General features: G+C 71.4%; 18 protein-coding genes and 1 riboswitch. Of the genes, 13 read left to right on the forward strand and 5 right to left on the reverse strand.

Features of this window, described 5'->3' with window-relative positions; translation table 11 throughout:
- Positions 1-11: 11 nt before the first annotated feature.
- The 3 genes from ACTWQI_RS17580 to ACTWQI_RS17590 all read left to right on the forward strand — a co-directional run bounded on the left by ACTWQI_RS17580 (position 12) and on the right by ACTWQI_RS17590 (position 3,444).
- Complete coding sequence (locus ACTWQI_RS17580) at positions 12-1,379, forward strand: M16 family metallopeptidase (RefSeq protein ID WP_443271606.1); 1,368 nt, start codon at positions 12-14, stop codon at positions 1,377-1,379.
- A gap of 229 nt (positions 1,380-1,608) precedes the next feature.
- A riboswitch (cyclic di-AMP (ydaO/yuaA leader) is annotated at positions 1,609-1,762 on the forward strand.
- 14 nt (positions 1,763-1,776) lie between these two features.
- Positions 1,777-2,577, forward strand: a complete 801-nt coding sequence (locus ACTWQI_RS17585) for a murein hydrolase activator EnvC family protein (RefSeq protein WP_443271474.1) — start codon at positions 1,777-1,779, stop codon at positions 2,575-2,577.
- 165 nt (positions 2,578-2,742) lie between these two features.
- Positions 2,743-3,444 carry a GntR family transcriptional regulator gene (locus ACTWQI_RS17590; RefSeq protein ID WP_443271475.1) on the forward strand — a complete coding sequence of 234 codons (702 nt, stop codon included), beginning with the start codon at positions 2,743-2,745 and terminating at the stop codon, positions 3,442-3,444.
- A 142-nt stretch (positions 3,445-3,586) separates the two neighbouring features.
- On the opposite strand, the gene ACTWQI_RS17595 is transcribed toward ACTWQI_RS17590, so the two are convergent.
- Entirely contained in the window at positions 3,587-3,868 is a 282-nt protein-coding gene (locus ACTWQI_RS17595) for an HPr family phosphocarrier protein (RefSeq protein ID WP_443271476.1), read from the reverse strand.
- A 132-nt stretch (positions 3,869-4,000) separates the two neighbouring features.
- Here ACTWQI_RS17595 and ACTWQI_RS17600 point away from each other — a divergent pair, with 132 nt between their 5' ends.
- The 4 genes from ACTWQI_RS17600 to ACTWQI_RS17615 all read left to right on the forward strand — a co-directional run bounded on the left by ACTWQI_RS17600 (position 4,001) and on the right by ACTWQI_RS17615 (position 9,545).
- The gene (locus ACTWQI_RS17600) at positions 4,001-6,850 is read left to right on the forward strand and encodes a bifunctional acetate--CoA ligase family protein/GNAT family N-acetyltransferase (protein WP_443271477.1); all 2,850 of its coding nucleotides are present in this window, start codon (positions 4,001-4,003) and stop codon (positions 6,848-6,850) included.
- Between the two features lie 105 nt (positions 6,851-6,955).
- Positions 6,956-7,549 carry a DUF5998 family protein gene (locus tag ACTWQI_RS17605; protein ID WP_443271479.1) on the forward strand — a complete coding sequence of 198 codons (594 nt, stop codon included), beginning with the start codon at positions 6,956-6,958 and terminating at the stop codon, positions 7,547-7,549.
- Positions 7,549-8,757, forward strand: coding sequence for an alkaline phosphatase family protein (locus ACTWQI_RS17610; protein WP_443271480.1), 1,209 nt, complete (start codon positions 7,549-7,551; stop codon positions 8,755-8,757). The genes ACTWQI_RS17605 and ACTWQI_RS17610 overlap by 1 nt, the downstream gene beginning before the upstream one ends.
- Positions 8,758-8,843: 86 nt before the next feature.
- Positions 8,844-9,545, forward strand: coding sequence for a thymidine kinase (locus ACTWQI_RS17615; protein ID WP_443271482.1), 702 nt, complete (start codon positions 8,844-8,846; stop codon positions 9,543-9,545).
- On the opposite strand, the gene ACTWQI_RS17620 is transcribed toward ACTWQI_RS17615, so the two are convergent.
- Complete coding sequence (locus ACTWQI_RS17620; RefSeq protein ID WP_443271483.1) at positions 9,542-10,375, reverse strand: VOC family protein; 834 nt, start codon at positions 10,373-10,375, stop codon at positions 9,542-9,544. The two genes, ACTWQI_RS17615 and ACTWQI_RS17620, sit on opposite strands and share 4 nt — an antisense overlap.
- A 262-nt stretch (positions 10,376-10,637) precedes the next feature.
- Here ACTWQI_RS17620 and ACTWQI_RS17625 point away from each other — a divergent pair, with 262 nt between their 5' ends.
- Positions 10,638-11,507 (forward strand): sulfurtransferase, encoded by an 870-nt coding sequence (locus ACTWQI_RS17625; protein WP_443271485.1) that lies wholly within the window; start codon positions 10,638-10,640, stop codon positions 11,505-11,507.
- A gap of 68 nt (positions 11,508-11,575) precedes the next feature.
- On the opposite strand, the gene sepH is transcribed toward ACTWQI_RS17625, so the two are convergent.
- Positions 11,576-12,616, reverse strand: a complete 1,041-nt coding sequence (gene sepH / locus ACTWQI_RS17630) for a septation protein SepH (RefSeq protein ID WP_443271487.1) — start codon at positions 12,614-12,616, stop codon at positions 11,576-11,578.
- 448 nt (positions 12,617-13,064) lie between these two features.
- The gene (locus tag ACTWQI_RS17635) at positions 13,065-14,372 is read right to left on the reverse strand and encodes a D-arabinono-1,4-lactone oxidase (protein WP_443271488.1); all 1,308 of its coding nucleotides are present in this window, start codon (positions 14,370-14,372) and stop codon (positions 13,065-13,067) included.
- A 538-nt stretch (positions 14,373-14,910) separates the two neighbouring features.
- Here ACTWQI_RS17635 and ACTWQI_RS17640 point away from each other — a divergent pair.
- Positions 14,911-16,038, forward strand: coding sequence for a ferrochelatase (locus ACTWQI_RS17640; protein ID WP_443271490.1), 1,128 nt, complete (start codon positions 14,911-14,913; stop codon positions 16,036-16,038).
- Positions 16,039-16,069: 31 nt separating this feature from the next.
- Positions 16,070-16,870 carry an inositol monophosphatase family protein gene (locus ACTWQI_RS17645; protein WP_443271492.1) on the forward strand — a complete coding sequence of 267 codons (801 nt, stop codon included), beginning with the start codon at positions 16,070-16,072 and terminating at the stop codon, positions 16,868-16,870.
- Between the two features lie 137 nt (positions 16,871-17,007).
- On the opposite strand, the gene ACTWQI_RS17650 is transcribed toward ACTWQI_RS17645, so the two are convergent.
- Positions 17,008-17,184 carry a hypothetical protein gene (locus ACTWQI_RS17650; RefSeq protein ID WP_443271494.1) on the reverse strand — a complete coding sequence of 59 codons (177 nt, stop codon included), beginning with the start codon at positions 17,182-17,184 and terminating at the stop codon, positions 17,008-17,010.
- Between the two features lie 296 nt (positions 17,185-17,480).
- Here ACTWQI_RS17650 and ACTWQI_RS17655 point away from each other — a divergent pair, with 296 nt between their 5' ends.
- The 3 genes from ACTWQI_RS17655 (at position 17,481) to ACTWQI_RS17665 (ending at position 20,061) form a co-directional block, all read left to right on the forward strand.
- Positions 17,481-18,134, forward strand: coding sequence for a response regulator transcription factor (locus ACTWQI_RS17655; protein ID WP_443271496.1), 654 nt, complete (start codon positions 17,481-17,483; stop codon positions 18,132-18,134).
- Positions 18,135-18,138: 4 nt separating this feature from the next.
- On the forward strand, positions 18,139-19,380 hold the full coding sequence (locus tag ACTWQI_RS17660; RefSeq protein ID WP_443271498.1) for a sensor histidine kinase: 1,242 nt from the start codon (positions 18,139-18,141) through the stop codon (positions 19,378-19,380).
- Positions 19,381-19,761: 381 nt separating this feature from the next.
- Entirely contained in the window at positions 19,762-20,061 is a 300-nt protein-coding gene (locus tag ACTWQI_RS17665; RefSeq protein ID WP_443271500.1) for a DUF4193 domain-containing protein, read from the forward strand.
- Positions 20,062-20,073 lie beyond the last annotated feature (12 nt).

Consider the following 20,073-nt stretch of genomic DNA (forward strand, 5'->3'; position numbering starts at 1 on the left):
CTGGTAGCACGATGACCTTCCACCCCCAGCCACAGGGCGGAGTCGCCAAGCCGTGGGCCTTTCCGGCCCCGCAGCGCGGCACCTTGCCCAACGGCCTGACCGTGCTGCACTGCCATCGCCCCGGCCAGCAGGTCGTGGCGGTGGAGGTGAACCTGGACGCCCCGCTCGACGCCGAGCCCTCGGGGCTGGACGGCGTCGCCACGATCATGGCGCGGGCGCTGTCCGAGGGCACCGACAAGCACACGGCCGAGGACTTCGCCGCCGAGCTCGAGCGCTGCGGTGCCACGCTCGACGCGCACGCCGATCACCCCGGCGTCCGCGTCTCGCTCGAGGTCCCGGCCTCCCGGCTGCCCAAGGCGCTCGGTCTGCTCGCCGACGCCCTGCGCGCGCCCGCGTTCCCCGACAACGAGGTCGAGCGGTTGGTCCGCAACCGGCTCGACGAGATCCCGCACGAGCAGGCCAACCCCGCCCGGCGGGCCGCCAAGGAGCTCTCGAAGGAGCTGTTCCCGGCCGCTTCCCGGATGTCCCGCCCGCGACAGGGCACCGAGGAGACGGTCGAGCGGATCGACGCCGCGGCCGTACGGGCCTTCTACGAGGCGCACGTCCGGCCGGTGACTGCGACCGCCGTGGTCGTCGGCGACCTCACCGGCATCGACCTGGCCACGGTGCTCGGCGACACCCTGGGGGCATGGACCGGCGGGACCGCCGAGCCCCGCCCCGTGCGGCCGGTGACCGCCGACGACACGGGGCGTGTCGTCATCGTCGACCGGCCAGGAGCCGTGCAGACCCAGCTGCTGATCGGCCGGGTCGGCTCGGACCGGCACGACCGGGTGTGGCCCGCCCAGGTGCTCGGCATCTACTGCCTCGGCGGCACCCTGACGTCGCGTCTCGACCGGGTGCTGCGCGAGGAGAAGGGCTACACGTACGGCGTGCGCGCCTTCGGTCAGGTGCTCCGATCTGCTCCGGACGGCACGGGCGCGTCGCTGCTCGCCATCAGCGGGTCGGTGGACACCGCCTCCACCGGCCCGGCCCTGGGGGACGCGTGGAAGGTGCTGCGGACTCTCGCCGCCGAGGGGCTGACGGACGCCGAGCGCGATGTCGCCGTGCAGAACCTGGTGGGTGTCGCACCGCTCAAGTACGAGACCGCGGCCGCGGTCGCCGGCACCTTCGCCGATCAGGTCGAGCAGCACCTGCCGGACGACTACCAGGCCCAGTTGTACGCCCAGCTCGCCGACACCGGCACGGTCGAGGCGACGGCGGCGGCCGTCAGCGCCTTCCCGGTCGACCGTCTGGTCACCATCCTCGTCGGCGATGCGTCCGCCATCGAGGAGCCCGTACGGGCCCTCGGCATCGGCGAGGTGAAGGTCGTCGGCGGCTGACCGCCACCAAGAATCCTCCCTTTTCCAGGGATATGACGTGCCCCGGCGCCTCCACGGCGCCGGGGCACGGCCGTTTGGGGTGGTGTGGCCCCTGTCCGTTTTGTTGGTGAGGCTGCCTGTTCTTCTGTGGTGTGCGCTACAAAACCCTGTATCCGTTTGGTGCTTGACAGATGTCCCGTTTAGCGTCGGTCCGGCTGTCCGGCCGACCACCGGCCGCATCCGCGGCCCCGGGCAGCCATCGCCGAGTCCCCGTACGGCGCGAGCCAGGGGAGCCGGGGACCCACGTCCCCTGGGGTGAATCGGGTGCCTCTCCGAGAGGGCCCGTAGGAGACCTTCCTGCTCCGAACCCGTCAGCTAACCCGGTAGGCGAGAAGGAAGGAAAGGAGTACGCCGCCCCATGGCGTTCACCCGTGCCGCCGGGAAGCACCGCCGGCCTCGCCGTCTTGCGCGCTCCGGCGCGAACCTCGCGGGCATAGCCACGCTCGCCGCCACCGGCGTCGTCGCCTCCCTCGCCGCCACGCCCGCGCTCGCCGCCCCCTCCGCCGAGGCACCGGAAGCCGAGGAGACCGGGCTGCGCCAGGCAATCGTCGCCGGCGACACCCTCGAGGACACGATCGAGCGGCAGGCCCAGGCGCAGCAGGAGGCCGCCGAACGAGCCGCGGCCCGGGCGAAGGCCGAGGCCGAGGCGAGGAAGCGAGCCGAGGAGGCACGGCGCGCCGCCGAGGCCGAGGCCAAGAAGGAGCGCGAGGCGAAGGAGCGCGCCGCCCGCGAGGCCGAGCGCAAGCGCCTGAACACCTACGTCCTGCCGGTCGAGGGGAGTTACGTCTCCGCCCAGTACGGGGCCTCCGGCGGTGCGTGGTCCTCCGGCAGCCACACCGGCGTCGACTTCCACGCCGGTTCGGGCACCTCTGTCCGCGCGGTCGGGGCGGGCACCGTCGTCGAGGCCGACTGGGCCGGCGCTTACGGCTACAACGTCGTGATCAAGATGACCGACGGCACGTACACGCAGTACGGCCATCTCTCGTCCATCGGAGTCTCCGTCGGCGAGCGTGTCACCCCCGGTCAGCAGATCGCCCTGTCGGGGAGCAGCGGCAACTCCTCCGGTCCGCATCTGCACTTCGAGGCCAGGACGTCCCCGGACTACGGCTCGGACATCGACCCGATCGGATATCTCCGCTCGCACGGCGTGAGCCTCTGAGGCACCGACCAGGCCCCGTCTGGCCGGTCCTTTGGCCAAAAGATATCCATATCCGGGCCGTCGCTGTCGGAAATTCAACCGCATTGCAATAGAGTCCCTGAACAAGCGGTGTTCGAGCGTGTTTCACGGGGATTAAAGCGGAGGTCCGGCCATGCGGGGTCGAGTGTGAGTGGCGAAACAGTGGCCAGGAGCCGCATTCCGGCGCACGCGGTCTGTCAGGCGATTCGCGACGACATCGTCGCGGGGGTGCACCCGCCCGGCGGCCGGCTGACCGAGGAGGTCCTGGCCCGGCGCTACGGCGTCTCGCGGGTGCCCGTCCGCGAGGCCCTTCGCACCCTGGAGTCCGAGGGCTTCGTGACCACCCGGCGGCACGCGGGCGCTTGTGTGGCCGAGCCGTCCGAGCAGGAGGCGGCGGACCTGCTCGACATCCGCGCTCTCCTGGAGCCGCTGGGCGCCGCGCGTGCCGCCCAGCGGCGCACGGAAGCACACCTGAAGGTGTTGCGCGGACTGGTGCGACTGGGGCAGGAGCGCGCCCGGCGTGGACACTTGGCGGATCTGCGGTCGCTGGGCGGCTGGTTCCACGAGACGCTCGCCCAGGCCTCGGGCAGCCCCAGCCTGGCTGCGCTGCTCACCCAGGTCCGGCTGAAGATCGCCTGGATGTACGTGCCCGAGGCGGCGGTGCGGGCGGTCGACTCCTGGGAGGAGCACGGGGCGATAGCGGACGCGGTGGCGCGCGGTGACGCCGACCGGGCGCGCGCCGTCATGGCGGTGCACACCGAGCGCACCCTCGCCGGATATCGGCGCCGTCGCCCGCCTCATGTGAGAACTTCGAAACCCGCCGTAAACACGGTGAGCGCCCGGAATTAACAGAAAGCCTGTATACAAAGGCCGGGAATTCCTCTGGGCACTGCGGGAAAAGCAGAAAAGAAGGGAGCCGCGGTGGCGAGTACGGCCACCGCGGCTCTCTCATGCATTCCGCCGCCGCCGAATCGGCGGAGCGGAGAAGAATTCAGACGGTCTCAGGGAGCTCTTCGAGCCCCTCCGCGACCAGCTTCGCCAAGCGGTCCAGAGCGATCTCGGCGCCATCGGCCTCGGAAGCCAGGACGATCTCCTCGCCTCCCTGGGCGCCCAGGCCCAGTACGGCGAGCATCGAGGCGGCGTTGACCGGGCTACCGTCGGGCTTGGCGATCGTCACGGGAACGCCGGCGGCGGTCGCGGCGCGGACGAAGATCGAAGCGGGCCGGGCGTGCAGGCCCTCAGCGAAGCCGACGGTGACGCGGCGCTCAACCATGGTGTTGCCCTTCGGGTGGTGTCAGGTCGTGTCAGGTTAGGTGGTCACGGTTGTCTAGACCAGTCGCGTCCGTCAAGTCTCTCACGTCGTGTGGAGTGCTCCGCTCCACCCCCCGCCCGTACGCTTGGCCTCATGCGGACGCCGTCGGAGCATGTGTACCCGACCCATTGGGAGGCCGACGTCGTGCTGCGCGACGGTGGCACGGCGCAGATCCGTCCCATTACCCCCGACGACGCGCAGCGCTTGGTGAGCTTCTACGAACAGGTCTCGGACGAGTCGAAGTACTACCGCTTCTTCGCACCGTACCCCCGGCTCTCCGACCGTGACGTCCACCGCTTCACCCACCACGACTACGTAGACCGCGTCGGACTGGCCGCCACGGTCGGCGGGGAGTTCATCGCCACGGTCCGCTACGACCGGATCGACTCCCGTGGGATGCCCGCATCGTCCCGCCAGTCTCCCACCGCCACCCTCAACGGACGCTTCGCGGTACCCCCTGATATCGCCGACGAGGCCGAGGTCGCCTTCCTTGTGCAGGACGCCCACCAGGGCCGCGGCGTCGCCTCCGCCCTCCTGGAACACATCGCCGCCGTCGCGCGCGAGCGCGGTGTCCGCCGCTTCGCCGCCGAGGTGCTGCCCGCCAACACCAAGATGATCAAGGTGTTCACGGACGCCGGCTACACCCAGGAGCGCAGCTTCGAGGACGGCGTCGTCCGCCTCGAACTCGACCTCGAACCCACCGACCAGTCGCTGGCCGTCCAGCGCGGCCGTGAGCAGCGCGCCGAGGCCCGGTCCGTCCAGCGGCTGCTCGCCCCCGGCTCCGTCGCCGTCGTCGGCGCGGGCCGTGCGCCCGGTGGCGTCGGGCGCACGGTGCTGCGCAATCTCCTCGACGGTGGCTTCACGGGCCGGGTGCACGCGGTCAACCACGCATTCCCCGAGGGGTACCCGACCCTCGAACCCGAGGGCGTCCCGGCCCACCGCTCCGTACACGAGATCGCCGAGCCGGTGGATCTGGCGGTCGTCGCCGTCCCCGCCGAGCATGTGCCGGCCGTCGTCGCGGACTGCGGCGAGCACGGGGTGCAGGGTCTGGTCGTGGTCTCCTCCGGCTATGCGGAGAGCGGGCCCACCGGGCGCGACCGGCAGCGCGAGCTGGTCCGCCAGGCCCGCTCGTACGGCATGCGCATCATCGGGCCGAACGCCTTCGGCCTGCTCAACACCGCCCCCGCGGTACGCCTCAACGCCTCGCTCTCCCCCGAGCTGCCGCCCGCCGGACGGCTGGGGCTGTTCTCCCAGTCCGGCGCGATCGGCATCGCGCTCCTCTCCGGACTGCACCGGCGCGGTGCGGGCCAGGTCGGCATCTCCACGTTCGTCTCGGCGGGCAACCGCGCCGATGTCTCGGGCAACGACTTCCTGCAGTACTGGCACGACGACCCGGATACGGACGTCGTCCTGATGTACCTCGAATCCATCGGCAATCCGCGGAAGTTCACCCGGCTCGCCCGCCGCACCGCCGCGGTCAAGCCGGTCGTGGTCGTCAAGGGCGCCCGGCACAGCGGCAGCGAGCCGCCCGGCCACACGGTGCCCACGACGCGTATCCCCGACGCCACCGTCTCCGCCCTCTTCCGGCAGGCCGGGGTGATCCGCGTCGACACGATCACCGAGCTCGCCGACACCGGTCTGCTGCTCGCCGGACAGCCGCTGCCGTCCGGCCCGCGGGTCGCGATCCTCGGCAACTCGGAGTCCCTCGGCCTGCTCGCCTACGACGCCTGCCTGACCGAGCGCCTCCGTCCGCTCCCGCCGCGCGACCTCACCACGGCCGCGACCCCCGACGACTTCCGCGAGGCGCTGACCGAGGCCCTGGCCGACGACGTGTGCGACGCGGTCGTCGTGACGGCCATCCCCTGGGTGGCGGACGACGTGCACCCGGACCCCGCGGAGGGCGAGCCCGCCCTGGCGGCGGCGCTACGCGAGGCGGTCGCCGCAGCCGGCGCGACCAAGCCGGTGGTGGTCGCCCACCTGGAGATGGAGGGCCTGACCGCCGCCCTCCAGGAGCCGCTGCCGACGCGCGGCGCGTGCATCCCCACCTACCCGGCCGCCGAGCGGGCCGTGCGGGCGCTCGGCGAGGCCGTGCGCTACGCACAGTGGCGGCGGTACGCCGCGGAGCCCGGCCGGGTGCCCGAGTACGAGGACATCGAGGAGGCCGCGGCCGGGGCCGACATCGACACGCTGCTCGGGGCCGTCGAGGACTTCGCAGGACCGGACGCCGTGGAGCCCGGCGGGGTACGCGCTCCCCGCAGCACACCACTCGCCGCCCCCGACGCGGAGCGGCTGCTCGCCCGCTACGGCATCGCGGTGCTCCGCATGCTCCCCGCGCCCGACCCGGACGCCGCCGTGGCGGCGGCCGCCCGGCTCGGCTACCCCGTGGCGCTGAAGACCACCGCCCCGCACCTCCGCCACCGCGTCGACCTCGGTGGCGTACGGCTCGACCTCACTACCGAGGACGAGTTGCGCCGGGCCCACCAGGAGCTCACCGACGCCCTCGGCAAGGCCGACGAGCTGCGTCCGGTCGTCCAGGCGATGGCTCCGCGGGGCGTGGACACGGTCGTACGGGCCGCCATCGACCCCGCGGTCGGCGCGGTGCTGTCCTTCGGACTCGTCGGCGCCCCCTCCGAGCTGCTCGGAGACACCGCCCACCGGCTCGTCCCCGTCACCGACCGCGACGCCGCAGAGCTGATCCGGAGCATCCGGACGGCCCCCCTCCTGTTCGGCTGGCGCGGCTCCCAGCCGGTCGACACCGCCGCCCTGGAAGAGCTGCTGCTCCGGGTCTCCCGGCTGGTGGACGATCACCCCGAGGTCGTCCAGGTGGAGCTCGAGCCGGTGGTGGTCGCACCGCACGGTCTGACCGTGCTCGGGGCTTCCGTACGCCTTGCGCCCCGCCCAGCCCCGGCGGACCTGGGCCCCCGCCGCCTCCCCGCGTACTGAGGTCGTCCGTGCTCCGCCTGCCCGTGAGCGGGGCGCTCGGGATGCGAGTGGAGCAGGCCCCGGCGGGGGAGGCTCGGGGCGTGTTCCGCCCCGTAGGATGGGCCCATGGCGAAGACCGGTACGACGACCCAGGGGCTGCGCGCGGCGATCGAGCGCAGTGGTTACTACCCGGCTCTCGTGGCCGAGGCGGTGGAGGCCGCGGTGGGCGGCGAGGCCGTCGCGTCGTATCTGGTCCACCAGGAGACCACCTTCGACGCCAACGAGGTGCGCCGGCACGTCACCGTGCTCGTCCTCACCGGCACCCGCTTCATCGTCAGCCACACCGACGAGCAGCCCGCCGACGGCACGTCCCCGTCGCCGTACGCCACCACCTCCACCGAGTCGGTCGCGCTCGAGCGGATCTCCTCCGTCGTGGTGAGCCGGGTCGTGGCGAACCCCGAGTCGTACACCCCGGGCACGCTGCCCCGCGAGGTGGTCCTCACCATCGGCTGGGGTGCGGTCAACCGCATCGACCTCGAACCCGCGGCCTGCGGCGACCCCAACTGCGAGGCGGACCACGGCTACACCGGCTCCTCCACCGCGGACGATCTGAGCCTGCGGGTGAGCGAGGCGGGCGACGGACCCGACACCGTCCGGCAGGCCCTCACCTTCGCCCAGGCGCTGTCCGAGGCCACCGTGGCCTCCATGACCGGCCGCTGATGGTTCAGCCGGCCACCGCGGGCTCCGCCTGGCACGAGCCCGCATCCCTCGACCCGTTCAGCGCACCGGCGCCGGAGTTCGGCACCGGTTCGCTGGCCGATCTGCTGCCGACCGTCGCCACCGGCCAGGGCGTACCGGGGCTGTCGTCCGGGCTCGGACTCGCTCCGGCCGACCGGGTCTGCGTGTTCCTCGTCGACGGCCTCGGCTGGGAGCAACTGAAGGCGCATCCCGACGAGGCGCCCTTCCTGACCAGCCTGCTCGCCACTTCGCGGGGCGGCACCGGCACCCCGATAACGGCCGGATTCCCGTCCACCACCGCGACCTCGCTGGCCTCCGTCGGCACCGGCCGCCCACCGGGTGTCCACGGGCTGCCCGGGTACACCGTCATGAACCCGGACACCGGCGAGCTGATGAACCAGCTGCGCTGGAAGCCCTGGGTCGACCCGCAGCTCTGGCAGCCGTACCCCACCGTCTTCCAACTCGCCGCCGCCGCAGGGATCCACACCTGCCAGGTCACCTCGCCGGACTTCCAGCACACGCCGCTGACGAAGATCGCGCTCAGTGGCGGCAGCTTCCTCGGCCGGCTCTCCGGCGAGGAGCGGATGGACGTCTCGGCCGAGCAACTGGCCGCCGGGGACCGCTCCCTCGTCTACACCTACTACAGCGAGGTCGACGGCAAGGGCCACCGCTTCGGCGTGGACTCCGACGCGTGGCGCGGCCAGCTGATGTACGTCGACCGGCTCGCCCAGCGCCTCGCCGAGCAGCTGCCGCAGCGCTCGGTGCTCTACATCACCGCGGACCACGGCATGATCGACATTCCCTTCGACCCGGAGTCGCGGATCGACTTCGACGAGGACTGGGAGCTGCGCGCCGGAGTCGCCGTGCTGGGCGGGGAGGGCCGGGCCCGGCACGTCTACGCGGTGCCGGGCGCGGCCGCCGACGTGGCCGCGGTCTGGCGCGAGGTGGTCGGCGACCGGATGTGGGTGGCGAGCCGTGACGAGGCGATCGAAGCCGGCTGGTTCGGCCCGGCGGGAGCCGGCGTGGACGAGCGCGTCTACCGGCGGATCGGCGACGTGGTCGTGGCGGCCTGCGACGATGTCGCGATCGTGGCAACCGAGACCGAGCCGCACGAGTCGGCGATGGTCGGGCTGCACGGCTCGATGACCGCGATCGAGCAGCTCGTGCCGCTGCTCGAAGTACGGACCTGACCGGCGGGCTCGCATGGCCTTGCGCCCCCACGCCCGGCGCAGCTTCCGCCCCCAGATCTCCGCCTTACGAAAGGCCCCAAATCCCCATGCCAGAGCTGGTGTTCTTCAGCGGCACGATGGACTGCGGCAAAAGCACCCTCGCTCTCCAGATCGAACACAACCGCTCGGCGCGCGGTCTGCAAGGGATGATCTTCACCCGGGACGACCGGGCCGGGGAAGGCAAGCTGTCCTCCCGGCTCGGGCTGGTGACGGAGGCGATCGAGGCGGGCCCCGGCTTCGACTTCTACGCACACCTCGTCGGCCATCTGTCCGCCGGCAGCCGTGCCGACTACGTGATCGCCGACGAGGCGCAGTTCCTGGAGCCCGCGCAGATCGACCAGTTGGCGCGCATCGTGGACGACCTCGCACTGGACGTCTTCGCTTTCGGGATCACCACCGACTTCCGCACCAAGCTCTTCGCCGGCTCCCAGCGGCTCGTCGAACTCGCCGACCGGATCGAGGTACTTCAAGTCGAGGCGCTGTGCTGGTGCGGCGCCCGTGCTACGCACAACGCCCGTACGGTGGGCGGCCGGATGGTCGTCGAGGGCGCCCAGGTCGTCATCGGCGACGTGGGCGGAGCCGGGGACCAGGTCGGGTACGAAGTGCTGTGCCGGCGCCACCACCTGCGGCGGATGACCGCGGCCGTCGCGCGGGCCGCTGCCCTCTCACCCGACGTGCTCCCGGTCGACTCCGCCGAGCCCGACGTCCGCGAGCCGTACGGCCCGGATCGCTCCGACGCGATGGGCTAGGCCCTGCGCACGATCGTGAAGACCGCGCCCTCGGGGTCCGCGACGGTCGCCAGCCTGCCCGTCGACGCGTCGCGTGGCGATCGCACCACCTGCCCGCCCAGTTCGGCCACCCGGCGGGCCGCCGCGTCGGTGTCCGCCACCTCGAAGTACGTCATCCAGTGCGGGCCGCGGTCGTGCGGCAGGGCGTTCCCCACGCCGTGGATCGCGGCGACCTGGCGGCTTCCCAGATGCAGGGTGAGATGGCCGTGTTCGGCCGAGGCGAGCACCTGCGACTCGTAGCCGAAGACGGCCGCGTAGAACTTCCCGACCATCGAGGCGTCCTGGGTCAGCAGCTCGTTCCAGACCGGGGTACCGGGTTCGCCGACCGCTTCCGCCTCGATGTGCCTTCTGCCCTGCCAAGCGCCGAACACCGCGCCCGTCGGGTCGGAGGCGATGACCAACCGCCCTGCCTCACCCGCGTCCAGCGGGCCGACGCCGACCGTGCCGCCGCAGCACCGGATCTGCTCGGCCGTCACGTCGGCGTCGTCCGTGGCGAAGTAGGGCGTCCAGGCGATCGGCAGATGGCGGTCGGGGGGCAGGGTGCCGATCCCGGCGACCACCCGGCCGTCGAGCAGCGCCTGCACATATGGGCCCAGTTGGCGAGGGCCGGGGCTGAACGTCCAGTCGAACAGAGCGCCGTAGAAGTCCTGGGTGGAGTCAAGGCCGTGCACCATCAGGCTCACCCAGCAGGGCGTGCCCGGTGTGCAGCGGACCTTTCCCCGACCGCTTCCCCGGAGGTCGTCCGGTTGGGAGAGCTCGCGGGGGGACCCCGAAACCTCGGTCATCGTCACATTCTCCTCGGACCATCGTGGTGGTCGTGCGGGACCGTACGGGGGCGCGCGCCGTCGTCCCGGAGGCGCCCCGTCCAGATGCTTGCACCACCGTTCGCGGAGTACGCCTCGGCCGCGCCGCAATCGGCCGGTTCCCGCCGAGGTATGCCCGATTTGGTGTTTCACTTCCCTTTCTGGGCTGTGGGGGCACCCCTCAGGGGAGGTCGGGTCTTGGAGGCGCCGTCGTCCCGGGAGTCGTACCGCTTGCGTCAGGATGGGAACCATGAACGCCATCGTCACTGCATCCCGACTCGCGAAGGAGCTGGGCCCCTCCTGCGCCGAAGGCGGCGACAGGAGGGAGGGTGCGAACCCTCCGGTTCTGCTCGATGTCCGCTGGCAGTTGGGCGGTCCGCCCGGACGGCCCGGATACGAGGCCGGGCACATCCCCGGAGCCGTCTACGTCGACCTCGACACCGAGCTGGCCGGACCGGCCGGTGCAGCCGGCCGCCACCCGCTGCCGGCTCTCGACGCCTTCGGGACCGCCATGCGCCGGGCGGGTGTGTCCGCCGACCGGCCGGTGGTCGCGTACGACGGCGGGCTGGGGTGGGCCGCCGCGAGGGCGTGGTGGATGTTGCGGTGGGCGGGGCACGAGGACGTACGGGTGCTGGACGGCGGGCTTTCGGCCTGGACGTCCGAGGGACACCCGCTCACGACCGAGGTCCCCGCGCCGGACGGGGGCGGATTCGTCCCGCGGCCCGGGGGCGTGCCGCTGCTGTCCGCGGACGGCGCGGCGGCGTTGGCACGCTCCGGCGTGCTGCTGGACGCGCGGGCCGGAGAGCGGTACCGGGGTGAGGTCGAGCCGATCGACCCGGTCGCCGGCCACATCCCGGGTGCGGTGTCGGCGCCCACGACGGAGAACGTCACGGAGGACGGCCGGTTCCGGCCGGCGGCGGACCTGCGGGAGCGTTTCGCCTCGCTGGGGGCGGGCGAGGACGCCACGGTCGGCGTCTACTGCGGATCGGGCGTGTCGGCTGCGCACGAGGTCCTGGCCCTGGCGGTCGCGGGCATCCCCGCTGCTCTCTACGTCGGTTCCTGGAGCGAATGGTCCTCGGATCCCCAGCGGCCAGTGGCGACAGGGGCCGATCCGGGCTGACGGTCCTCACGACGAGGACGACGAGGCCCCCCGACCGAACGGCGGGGGGCCTCGTCGTACGGACCCGGTCAGTCCTGCTTCTTGCGGCGCGTGCCGAAGACGATCTCGTCCCAGCTCGGCACGGCGGCACGGCGGCCCGGCCGGACACCGTCCGCCTCCGCCTGGCGGTCCGTCGTACCCGTGAGCCGGTCCCGGTGACCGGCCACCGACCGGGGCATCAGCACGTCCGCGTACGCCGACCCCGCACCGGCAGCCGCGGGCGCCGCCGGTTCCGCCGGAGTCTCCGGCTCCTCCTCGGGCTCCTCGGTGCGCGGTGGCGACGTCTGTTCCGGTACGACCATGTCGCCACGGAAGTTCGGCACCGCCTCCAGCAGGCTGGTCAGGGAGTCCCGGTCGCCACTCTCCTCCGGCTCCGGTCCCGGGGCGGACGCCGGCCGGTCCTGCGACCGTTCGCGGGGCAGCCGTGCGATGCGTGGAACGAACGGGAAGCTCGGCTCCGGCGTGTCGTCGGTCTCCCCGATGAGCGAACGCGCTTCGTCGTCCACGGCCTGCACCAGCCGCCGCGGCGGGTCGTACGTCCAGCTCGCCGAGTGCGGCTCGCCGGCCACGCAGTAGCTGAGCAGCACCTCCCAGGTGCCGTCGTCCCGCCGCCAGGAGTCCCACTGGATCGTGTCCCGGTCGGCGCCGCGCAGCAGCAGCCGCTCCGACACCGCCTCACCGAGCTGCGGACCGGTGTTCTCCCCGGGCCGCCGGACCGGCGTCTTCCGGGCCCGCTCGGCCATGAAGGCGCGCTCGGCGAGGACCGGACCCTCGAAGCGCCGTACCCGGTCGACCGAGATGCCCGCGAGTTGCGCGACCTCCTCCGCGGAGGCACCGGAACGTATCCGCGCCTGGATGTCGCGGGGACGGAGATGGCTCTCGACCTCGATCTCGATCTGGCCCAGCCGTGCCCGGTCGTTGCGCACGGCGGCGCGCAGCCGCTCGTCGATCGGAAGCGTGTACTCCGTGTTGTCCGCAGCCTTCAGCACCAGCCGTGTGCCGTCGTTGCTGACGGCCACGACACGCAGTTCGGGCATGGGGACCTCCCGGGTGGTGCCTGCCGACGTCACGTGCGTCGCTGCTTCCGCTAGACGAGTGTGGCCTGCCCGGGGTGCAGCCTGCCACAACATTGCCGAGTTGCCTGACGTGTCGGGCATGCGCCCGGATCCGCCGTTATGACACGGTTACCTATTTGCACTCTCAGTGACCGTGCCGGTCGTCCCGTGCCCCGTTCCCGTGCCGTGCCGCGGCCCCGCCGGTCCGAGCACCGCCGCCGGCCCTCTCGGGTAGGTCCGGGTGGCTTGACGGGAAACCGGACCCAGGAATCGTCACAGTACTCCATTCGGGCCACCCCGGTGCAGCCGCCGCGCCGCTCAAGTTCTCACGGGGTGTGGCAGTTGGGCATAGAGCCGAGAGGGGTGGGGGTGGTGATGTTCACAGGATCCATCGAATTGGAAGCGGAATCTCCGGATAGCCGGGCTCCTGGCGGCCCTGGCAGCGATGGTGACGGTCCGTCAGTCAGTCCCCGAGGACGCGTCGCAGATAGGCATTGCCGAACACTCGTTGCGGATCCAACCGGTCACGCAGGGCGGTGAACTCACCGAAGCGCGGATAGACCTCGGCCAGATACCCGGCGTCCCGGGTGTGCAGCTTGCCCCAGTGCGGCCGTCCGCCGTGCGCGGTCATGATCCGCTCGACCTCGGTGAAGTACCCCTGGTGCGGAGTTCCCCGGTACAGGTGGACGGCGATGTACGCGGTGTCCCGGCCCGAGGCGGTGGACAGGGCGATGTCGTCGGCCGGCGCGATCCGTACCTCCACGGGGAAGCTGATGCGGAAGTCCGAGTGCTCCACGAGGGACTTGAGTTCACGCAGCGCGTCCACGGCGACGGCGCGTGGCAGGGCGTACTCCATCTCGATGAAGCGGACTCGGCGCGGGCTCGTGAAGACTTTGTAGGGGATGTCGGTGTAGGTACGGGCGGAGAGCGCGCGGCTGGAGATCCCGGCGATGGCGGGAATGGTCGCGGGAACGGCGCGCCCCAGCGAACAGGCCAGCTGGAAAGCGCCGTTGGAGAGGAGCTCGTCCTCGATCCAGCCGCTGATCCGGCCGGGAGGGGAGGCGGGACCGGCGCTGCGGTTGTTGCGCTTGGTGTTGCAGTTGTCGGTGTGCGGGAACCAGTAGAACTCGAAGTGTTCGTTCTCGGCCACGAGTTGATCGAAGTCCGCGATGACCTGGTCGAAGCGCATCGGCTCCTCACGGGCGGTGAGGAGAAAGACCGGCTCCACGGCGAACGTGAGGGAACTGACGACGCCCAGCGCTCCCAGCCCGATCCGGGCCGCCGCGAAGATCTCCGGGTTCTCCTTCTCGGAGCAGTTGACGATCGAGCCGTCGGCGGTGACGAGCTCGAGCGCCGTGATCTGGGCGGCGATCGAGGCGGATTCCCGGCCGGTGCCGTGGGTTCCGGTGCTCGTCGCCCCGGCGACCGTCTGCTCCATGATGTCGCCCATGTTCGTCAGCGACAGGCCGGCGGCCGCGAGCGCCTGGTTGAGGTGCTTGAGCGGGGTGCCCGCGCCGACGGTGACGGTTCCGGCGGCGCGGTCGATCTCGCGTATGCCGACGAGCCGGTCGGGTCGTATGAGCACCCCGTCCGTGGCGGCCGTGGCCGTGAAGGAGTGGCCTGTCCCGACCGGCTTCACCGTCAGTCCGTCCTCCGCGGCCGCCGCCACGATCCGCGCCAGCTCCTCGGCCGACGACGGTGTCAGGGACCGGACCGGTCGGGCGGTGACATTCCCCGCCCAGTTACGCCACGTGCTGCTCTGCTCGCTCATCCGCCGCAGACCCTTCCCGCTCGGGCGCCGGCCGCAGCCGGCGGGACCCCAGGAATGCCACCGCCGCCGCGAGCGCCCCGGCCGCCGCCGGCACCGCGTACGCCGCGTCCCCTCGGCTGTTGCCGCCCGTCCGGCGGCGGACGAGCCGAGCACCACAGGCGGTCGCGAGCCCGGTGCTCGTCCAGGTCCTGCCCGTAGGTCAGTCGCGCGCGGTACGTGCTGTTCGACGAGGGCCATGGTGGTCACCATCGTGGGAGCGATGGACAGGCCCGCGACAAAGAGCGCCACGGCCAGCAACGGCGAGTTCCCGGCCAGTTGGAGGGGGATCATACTCATGGCCATCGCATATGCACCCAGTGGCCACCGGCGGGCGGCCCGACCGTGGGATGCGGCAGCCCGAAGAGGGCGCCCGTGAGGCAAGCGCACCCCGGTCTGGAATGTCTTGACTGACCCGGCTGACGGAAGGGGCTCCCGCGGATGTCCGGCCGTGGTGGGGCACCCCCGTCGGAGCCGGGGAGAGGGTGGCAGGATCGGCGGTATGCCCGAACAGCCGGTCCACGCTCCGTACGACGCCCTGCTTCTCCTGTCCTTCGGCGGCCCCGAGGGCCCGGACGACGTCGTGCCGTTCCTGGAGAACGTCACCCGAGGCCGCGGAATCCCCCGCGAGCGGCTGAAGGAGGTGGGGCAGCACTACTACCTCTTCGGCGGCGTCAGCCCGATCAACGCCCAGAACCGGGAGCTGCTGGCTGCGCTGCGCAAGGACTTCGCGGAGCACGGTATCGGCCTTCCCGTCTACTGGGGGAACCGGAACTGGGCGCCGTATCTGACCGACACGCTGCGGGAGATGGTGCGGGACGGCCGTCGGCGCATCCTCACCTTCGCCACCAGCGCCTACGCCTCGTACTCCGGCTGCCGGCAGTACCGCGAGAACCTCGCGGACGCCCTGGCCGCACTGGAGGCCGAGGGACTGCCACTGCCCCGGGTGGACAAGCTGCGGCACTACTTCAACCACCCCGGGTTCGTCGCGCCCATGATCGATGCGACGCTCGCGGCACTCGCCGACCTGCCACCCGCTGTACGAGCCGGGGCGCATCTGGCCTTCACCACGCACTCCATCCCGACCGCAGCGGCCGACACCTCCGGACCAGTCGACGGGCACGGCCACGGCGGCACGTACGTCTCCCAGCACCTGGACGTGGCGCGGCTGATCGCCGAGGCCGTGCGCGCGGAGACCGGCACCGAACACCCCTGGCGGCTCGTCTACCAGTCGCGCAGCGGCGCTCCGCACATCCCCTGGCTGGAGCCGGACATCTGTGACCACCTGGAGGAGCTCCACGGTGCCGGGGCACCGGCGGCGGTGATGGTGCCGATCGGCTTCGTCTCCGATCACATGGAGGTCAAGTACGACCTCGACACCGAGGCCGCGGCGAAGGCCGCGGAGCTCGGGCTTCCGGTATCCCGGGCCGCGACCGTCGGCGCCGACCCGCGCTTCGCGGCGGGCATCCGCGATCTGATCCTGGAGCGCGCGGCAGCGGAGAGGGGCCGCGTGGCCGAGCGCCGTGCGCTGGGGGCACTCGGCCCGAGCCACGACCTCTGCCCCATCGGCTGCTGCCCGGCACGCACCCCGCACGCCGCGGCCGCGGGCGCCGACAGCCCGTACGCGTGACAGCACGGCGACAGCACTTGTGAGGAGCACTGTGACGGACCAGCTCGAGAACGAACTCCTGGACCTCGCTCTGGAGGCCGCGCGCCGGGCGGGCGCGATGCTGCGCGACGGCCGCCCCGCCGACCTCGGCGTCGCCGCGACCAAGACGAGTGCCATCGACGTGGTCACCGAAATGGACCTGGCCTCCGAGAAGCTCATCACCGGCTATCTCGCCGAGGCGCGGCCGGACGACGGCTTCCTGGGCGAAGAGGGCGCCAGCATCGCGGGAAGCAGCGGCGTGCGCTGGATCATCGACCCCATCGACGGCACGGTGAACTACCTCTACGGACTGCCCTCCTGGGCAGTGAGCATCGCGGCCGAGATCGACGGCGAGACAGCTGTCGGGGTGGTCGAGGTCCCGGAGCGGGGCGAGACCTTCCGGGCGGTGCGGGGCGAGGGCGCGTACCTCGGCGAGCAGCGCCTGCGGCATCGCAGCGCGCCCCCGCTGGCACAGGCGCTCGTCGGTACCGGCTTCGGCTACGTCACCGAGCGCCGTGCGGCTCAGGCGGAGACGCTGCGCGGTCTGCTGCCGCAGGTCCGGGACATCCGGCGGGGTGGGTCGGCCGCGATCGACCTCTGCGACGTGGCCTGCGGGCGGCTCGACGGCTACTACGAGCGTGGGCTCAACCCCTGGGACTACGCGGCCGGCGAGCTGATCGCCCGCGAGGCGGGCGCCCTCACAGGCGGGCGGCCGGCCGAACCCCTGTCGCACGAGCTGGCCGTCGCCGCGTCCCCGGGCGTCTTCGAGCAGCTCCAGGCCCTGCTGGAAGACCTGGGCGCCTGGCACGACTGACTTGTGCAAACAAGCGTCGGGAGCCCCGGGGAGATCTTCCCGGGGCGCCCAACTGTCAGCGCAACCATCACAAATTCTGAGGGCAACCATCAATTGAGGAACCCCCACGGCGCGCCACCAGGTCCGCGCGCGGCGGTTCAGCCGCAAACGCGAGCGCCGATCTGCACGCCGTGCTCGGCGGCCAGGCGGTGCAGGTCGTCCAGCTCGGCCTGCTCCACTTCGGCGAGGAAGTCGTCGCCCGTCTCGCGAGCGCGCGTGAGATCGGACTCCGTGGTTCGTATGCGCTGCAGAAGGCCTGCGGTGAACGCGTCCATTGCGCCCCCTCGTCGTGGGTCGGTGGCACAGGGTGTGCCGACGGCGGGTTGCTGATCACGCAGCCTGCCCCTGCGGGGACAGCAGGTCGCACAAGCGCGCACAGGGCGTGATCTCAGGTGTGCCATTCGTCCTCCCCCCGGCTCACCTCAGAGAAACCTCAACGGAGAGGTGAATCCGGATTTCCCCCTTCGGCCCGACCCCTTACCTCCGGTTTATGAGCGTTCGAGGCACGATGGAGTGGCCCGAACGAAGGACATCCGGCCTGCCCACAGGCCTCTAGGGAAGGACACCCGCCGTGCGCGTACTCGTCGTCGAGGACGAGCAACTGCTCGCCGATGCGGTGGCCACCGGACTGCGCCGGGAGGCCATGGCCGTCGACGTCGTGTACGACGGCGCCGCCGCCCTGGAGCGGATCGGGGTCAACGACTACGACGTCCTGGTCCTCGACCGCGACCTGCCGCTGGTGCACGGCGACGACGTCTGCCGCAAGGTCGTCGAGCTCGGTCTGCCCACGCGCGTCCTGATGCTCACCGCCTCGGGTGACGTCAGCGACCGCGTGGAGGGCCTGGAGATCGGCGCGGACGACTATCTGCCCAAGCCCTTCGCCTTCAGCGAGCTGACGGCGCGGGTACGGGCCCTGGGACGCCGTGCGACGGTCGCGCTGCCGCCTGTGCTGGAGCGCGCCGGGATCAAGCTGGACCCGAACCGCCGCGAGGTGTTCCGGGACGGCAAGGAGGTGCCGTTGGCGCCGAAGGAGTTCGCGGTGCTGGAGGTGCTGATGCGCAGTGAGGGGACCGTGGTCTCGGCGGAACAGCTGCTCGAGAAGGCCTGGGACGAGCACACCGACCCGTTCACCAACGTCGTACGGGTCACTGTGATGACCCTGCGCCGCAAACTGGGCGAACCGCCCGTGATCGTCACCGTCCCCGGCTCCGGCTACCGGATCTGACGCGATGGCTCAGACCCCGGCACCCCCCACGGCCCCGCCGAAGCCCTCCTGGGACCCGCCGCAGCCGGCCCGTCCGTTCCCCTGGCTGCGCCCGACGATCCGGATCCGGCTGACGCTGCTCTACGGCGGAATGTTCATGATCGCGGGCATCGTGCTGCTCTCGATCATCTACCTGCTGGCCGCCCAGGCCCTCAACGTGGGCAACGAGCCGCTGTTCAAGCTGTTGCCGGAGAGCGCGGTGGAGCTGACGAGCAACGAGTGTCCGGGCCTGAGGCCGGGCATGTCGGCGAACGAGGCCAATGTCGCGCTCGACGCCTGCATGGATCACCAGAAGCAGCTCGCCCTGGACAACCTGCTGCGCCGCTCGCTACTCGCTCTGCTCGGCCTGAGCGTCGTGGCATTCGCCTTCGGGTACGCGATGGCCGGCCGGGTGCTTTCGCCCCTGGGCAGGATTACCCGTACGGCCCGCAGCGTCGTCGGCTCCGACTTCTCCCGCCGAATCGAACTCGACGGCCCCGACGACGAGCTCAAGGAGCTGGCCGACACCTTCGACGAGATGCTCGACCGCCTCGACCGCGCCTTCGCCGCGCAGCGCCGGTTCGTGGCCAACGCCTCGCACGAGCTGCGCACGCCGTTGGCGATCAACCGCACTCTCCTGGAGGTCCAGCTCTCCGACCCGGCTGCTTCCCCCGAGCTGACGCAGCTCGGCAAGACGCTGCTGGCCACGAACGAGCGCAGCGAACAGCTGGTGGAGGGCCTGCTGCTGCTGGCCAGGAGCGAGAACGAGATCGTCGACCGCAAGCCCGTCGACCTCGCCGAGGTCGCCGGCCAGGCGCTGGACCAGGTCCGTCAGGAGGCGCAGGCGTGCGGGGTGGAGCTGCGCGGCGAGAGAACGCCGGCCGTCGTCCAGGGCAATGGGGTCCTGCTGGAGCGGATCGCGCTGAATCTGGTGCAGAACGCCGTGCGCTACAACACCCCGGGCGGCTGGGTCGAGGTCACGACCGAAGCCGTTCCCGGCCAGGCGTCGCTGGTCGTCGCGAACACCGGGCCGGTGATCCCGGCGTACGAGATGGACAACATCTTCGAACCGTTCCGTCGGCTCCGTACGGAGCGGACCGGCAGCGACCGGGGCGTCGGGCTCGGGCTGTCGATCGCGCGCTCCGTCGCGCGGGCACACGGCGGAAAGATCACGGCCGAGCCGCGGGAGGGCGGCGGGCTCGTGATGCGCGTCACCCTGCCGCTCTGAGAGACCCGGGTGGATTCGCTATGCGGGGAATTTTCCGAGTTATCCTCGGTTATCTCGCTGTGTGATCGATCACACGAGCGAGTTTCCAACCCTTTACTCTCCGTGCGACCAAGGTCGCCAGAAAGCCTGGAACATCCGGGTTTCATGGGGTCCTCATCACGGGAAGTACACGGGGTGGCCCCTGTGAAGTGCGACATTCGGACCGTGTACGGTCCCGATCGCCATCCAACCCGATCACCTCTTCAGGGGTGCGGTTGGGTGTCGATTGAGTAACAGACCTTGATGTGAGGCAAAATCTCCGCCTCGGGTCGGGCACAAGTCCGGCCTCTCACGCGTTACGTGCGCTGGAGACACCGCAGACACCCAGAGGGGGAGAGCGACATGGCAACGGACTACGACACCCCACGCAAGACCGATGACGACCTCAACGAGGACAGCATCGAAGAACTGAAGGCTCGGCGGAACGACAAGTCGACCTCAACGGTCGACGTGGACGAGTTCGAGCAGGCCGAGGGCCTCGAGCTGCCCGGCGCGGACCTGTCCAACGAGGAGCTGTCCGTGCGGGTCCTGCCCCGCCAGCAGGACGAGTTCACCTGCATGAGCTGCTTCCTCGTCCACCACCGCAGCCAGCTGGCCGAGGAGAAGAACGGCCAGCCCATCTGCCGCGACTGCGCGGCCTGAGCACGGCCGGCC

The sequence above is a fragment of the Streptomyces sp. KR80 genome (assembly GCF_052245555.1).
Classification (GTDB): domain Bacteria; phylum Actinomycetota; class Actinomycetes; order Streptomycetales; family Streptomycetaceae; genus Streptomyces.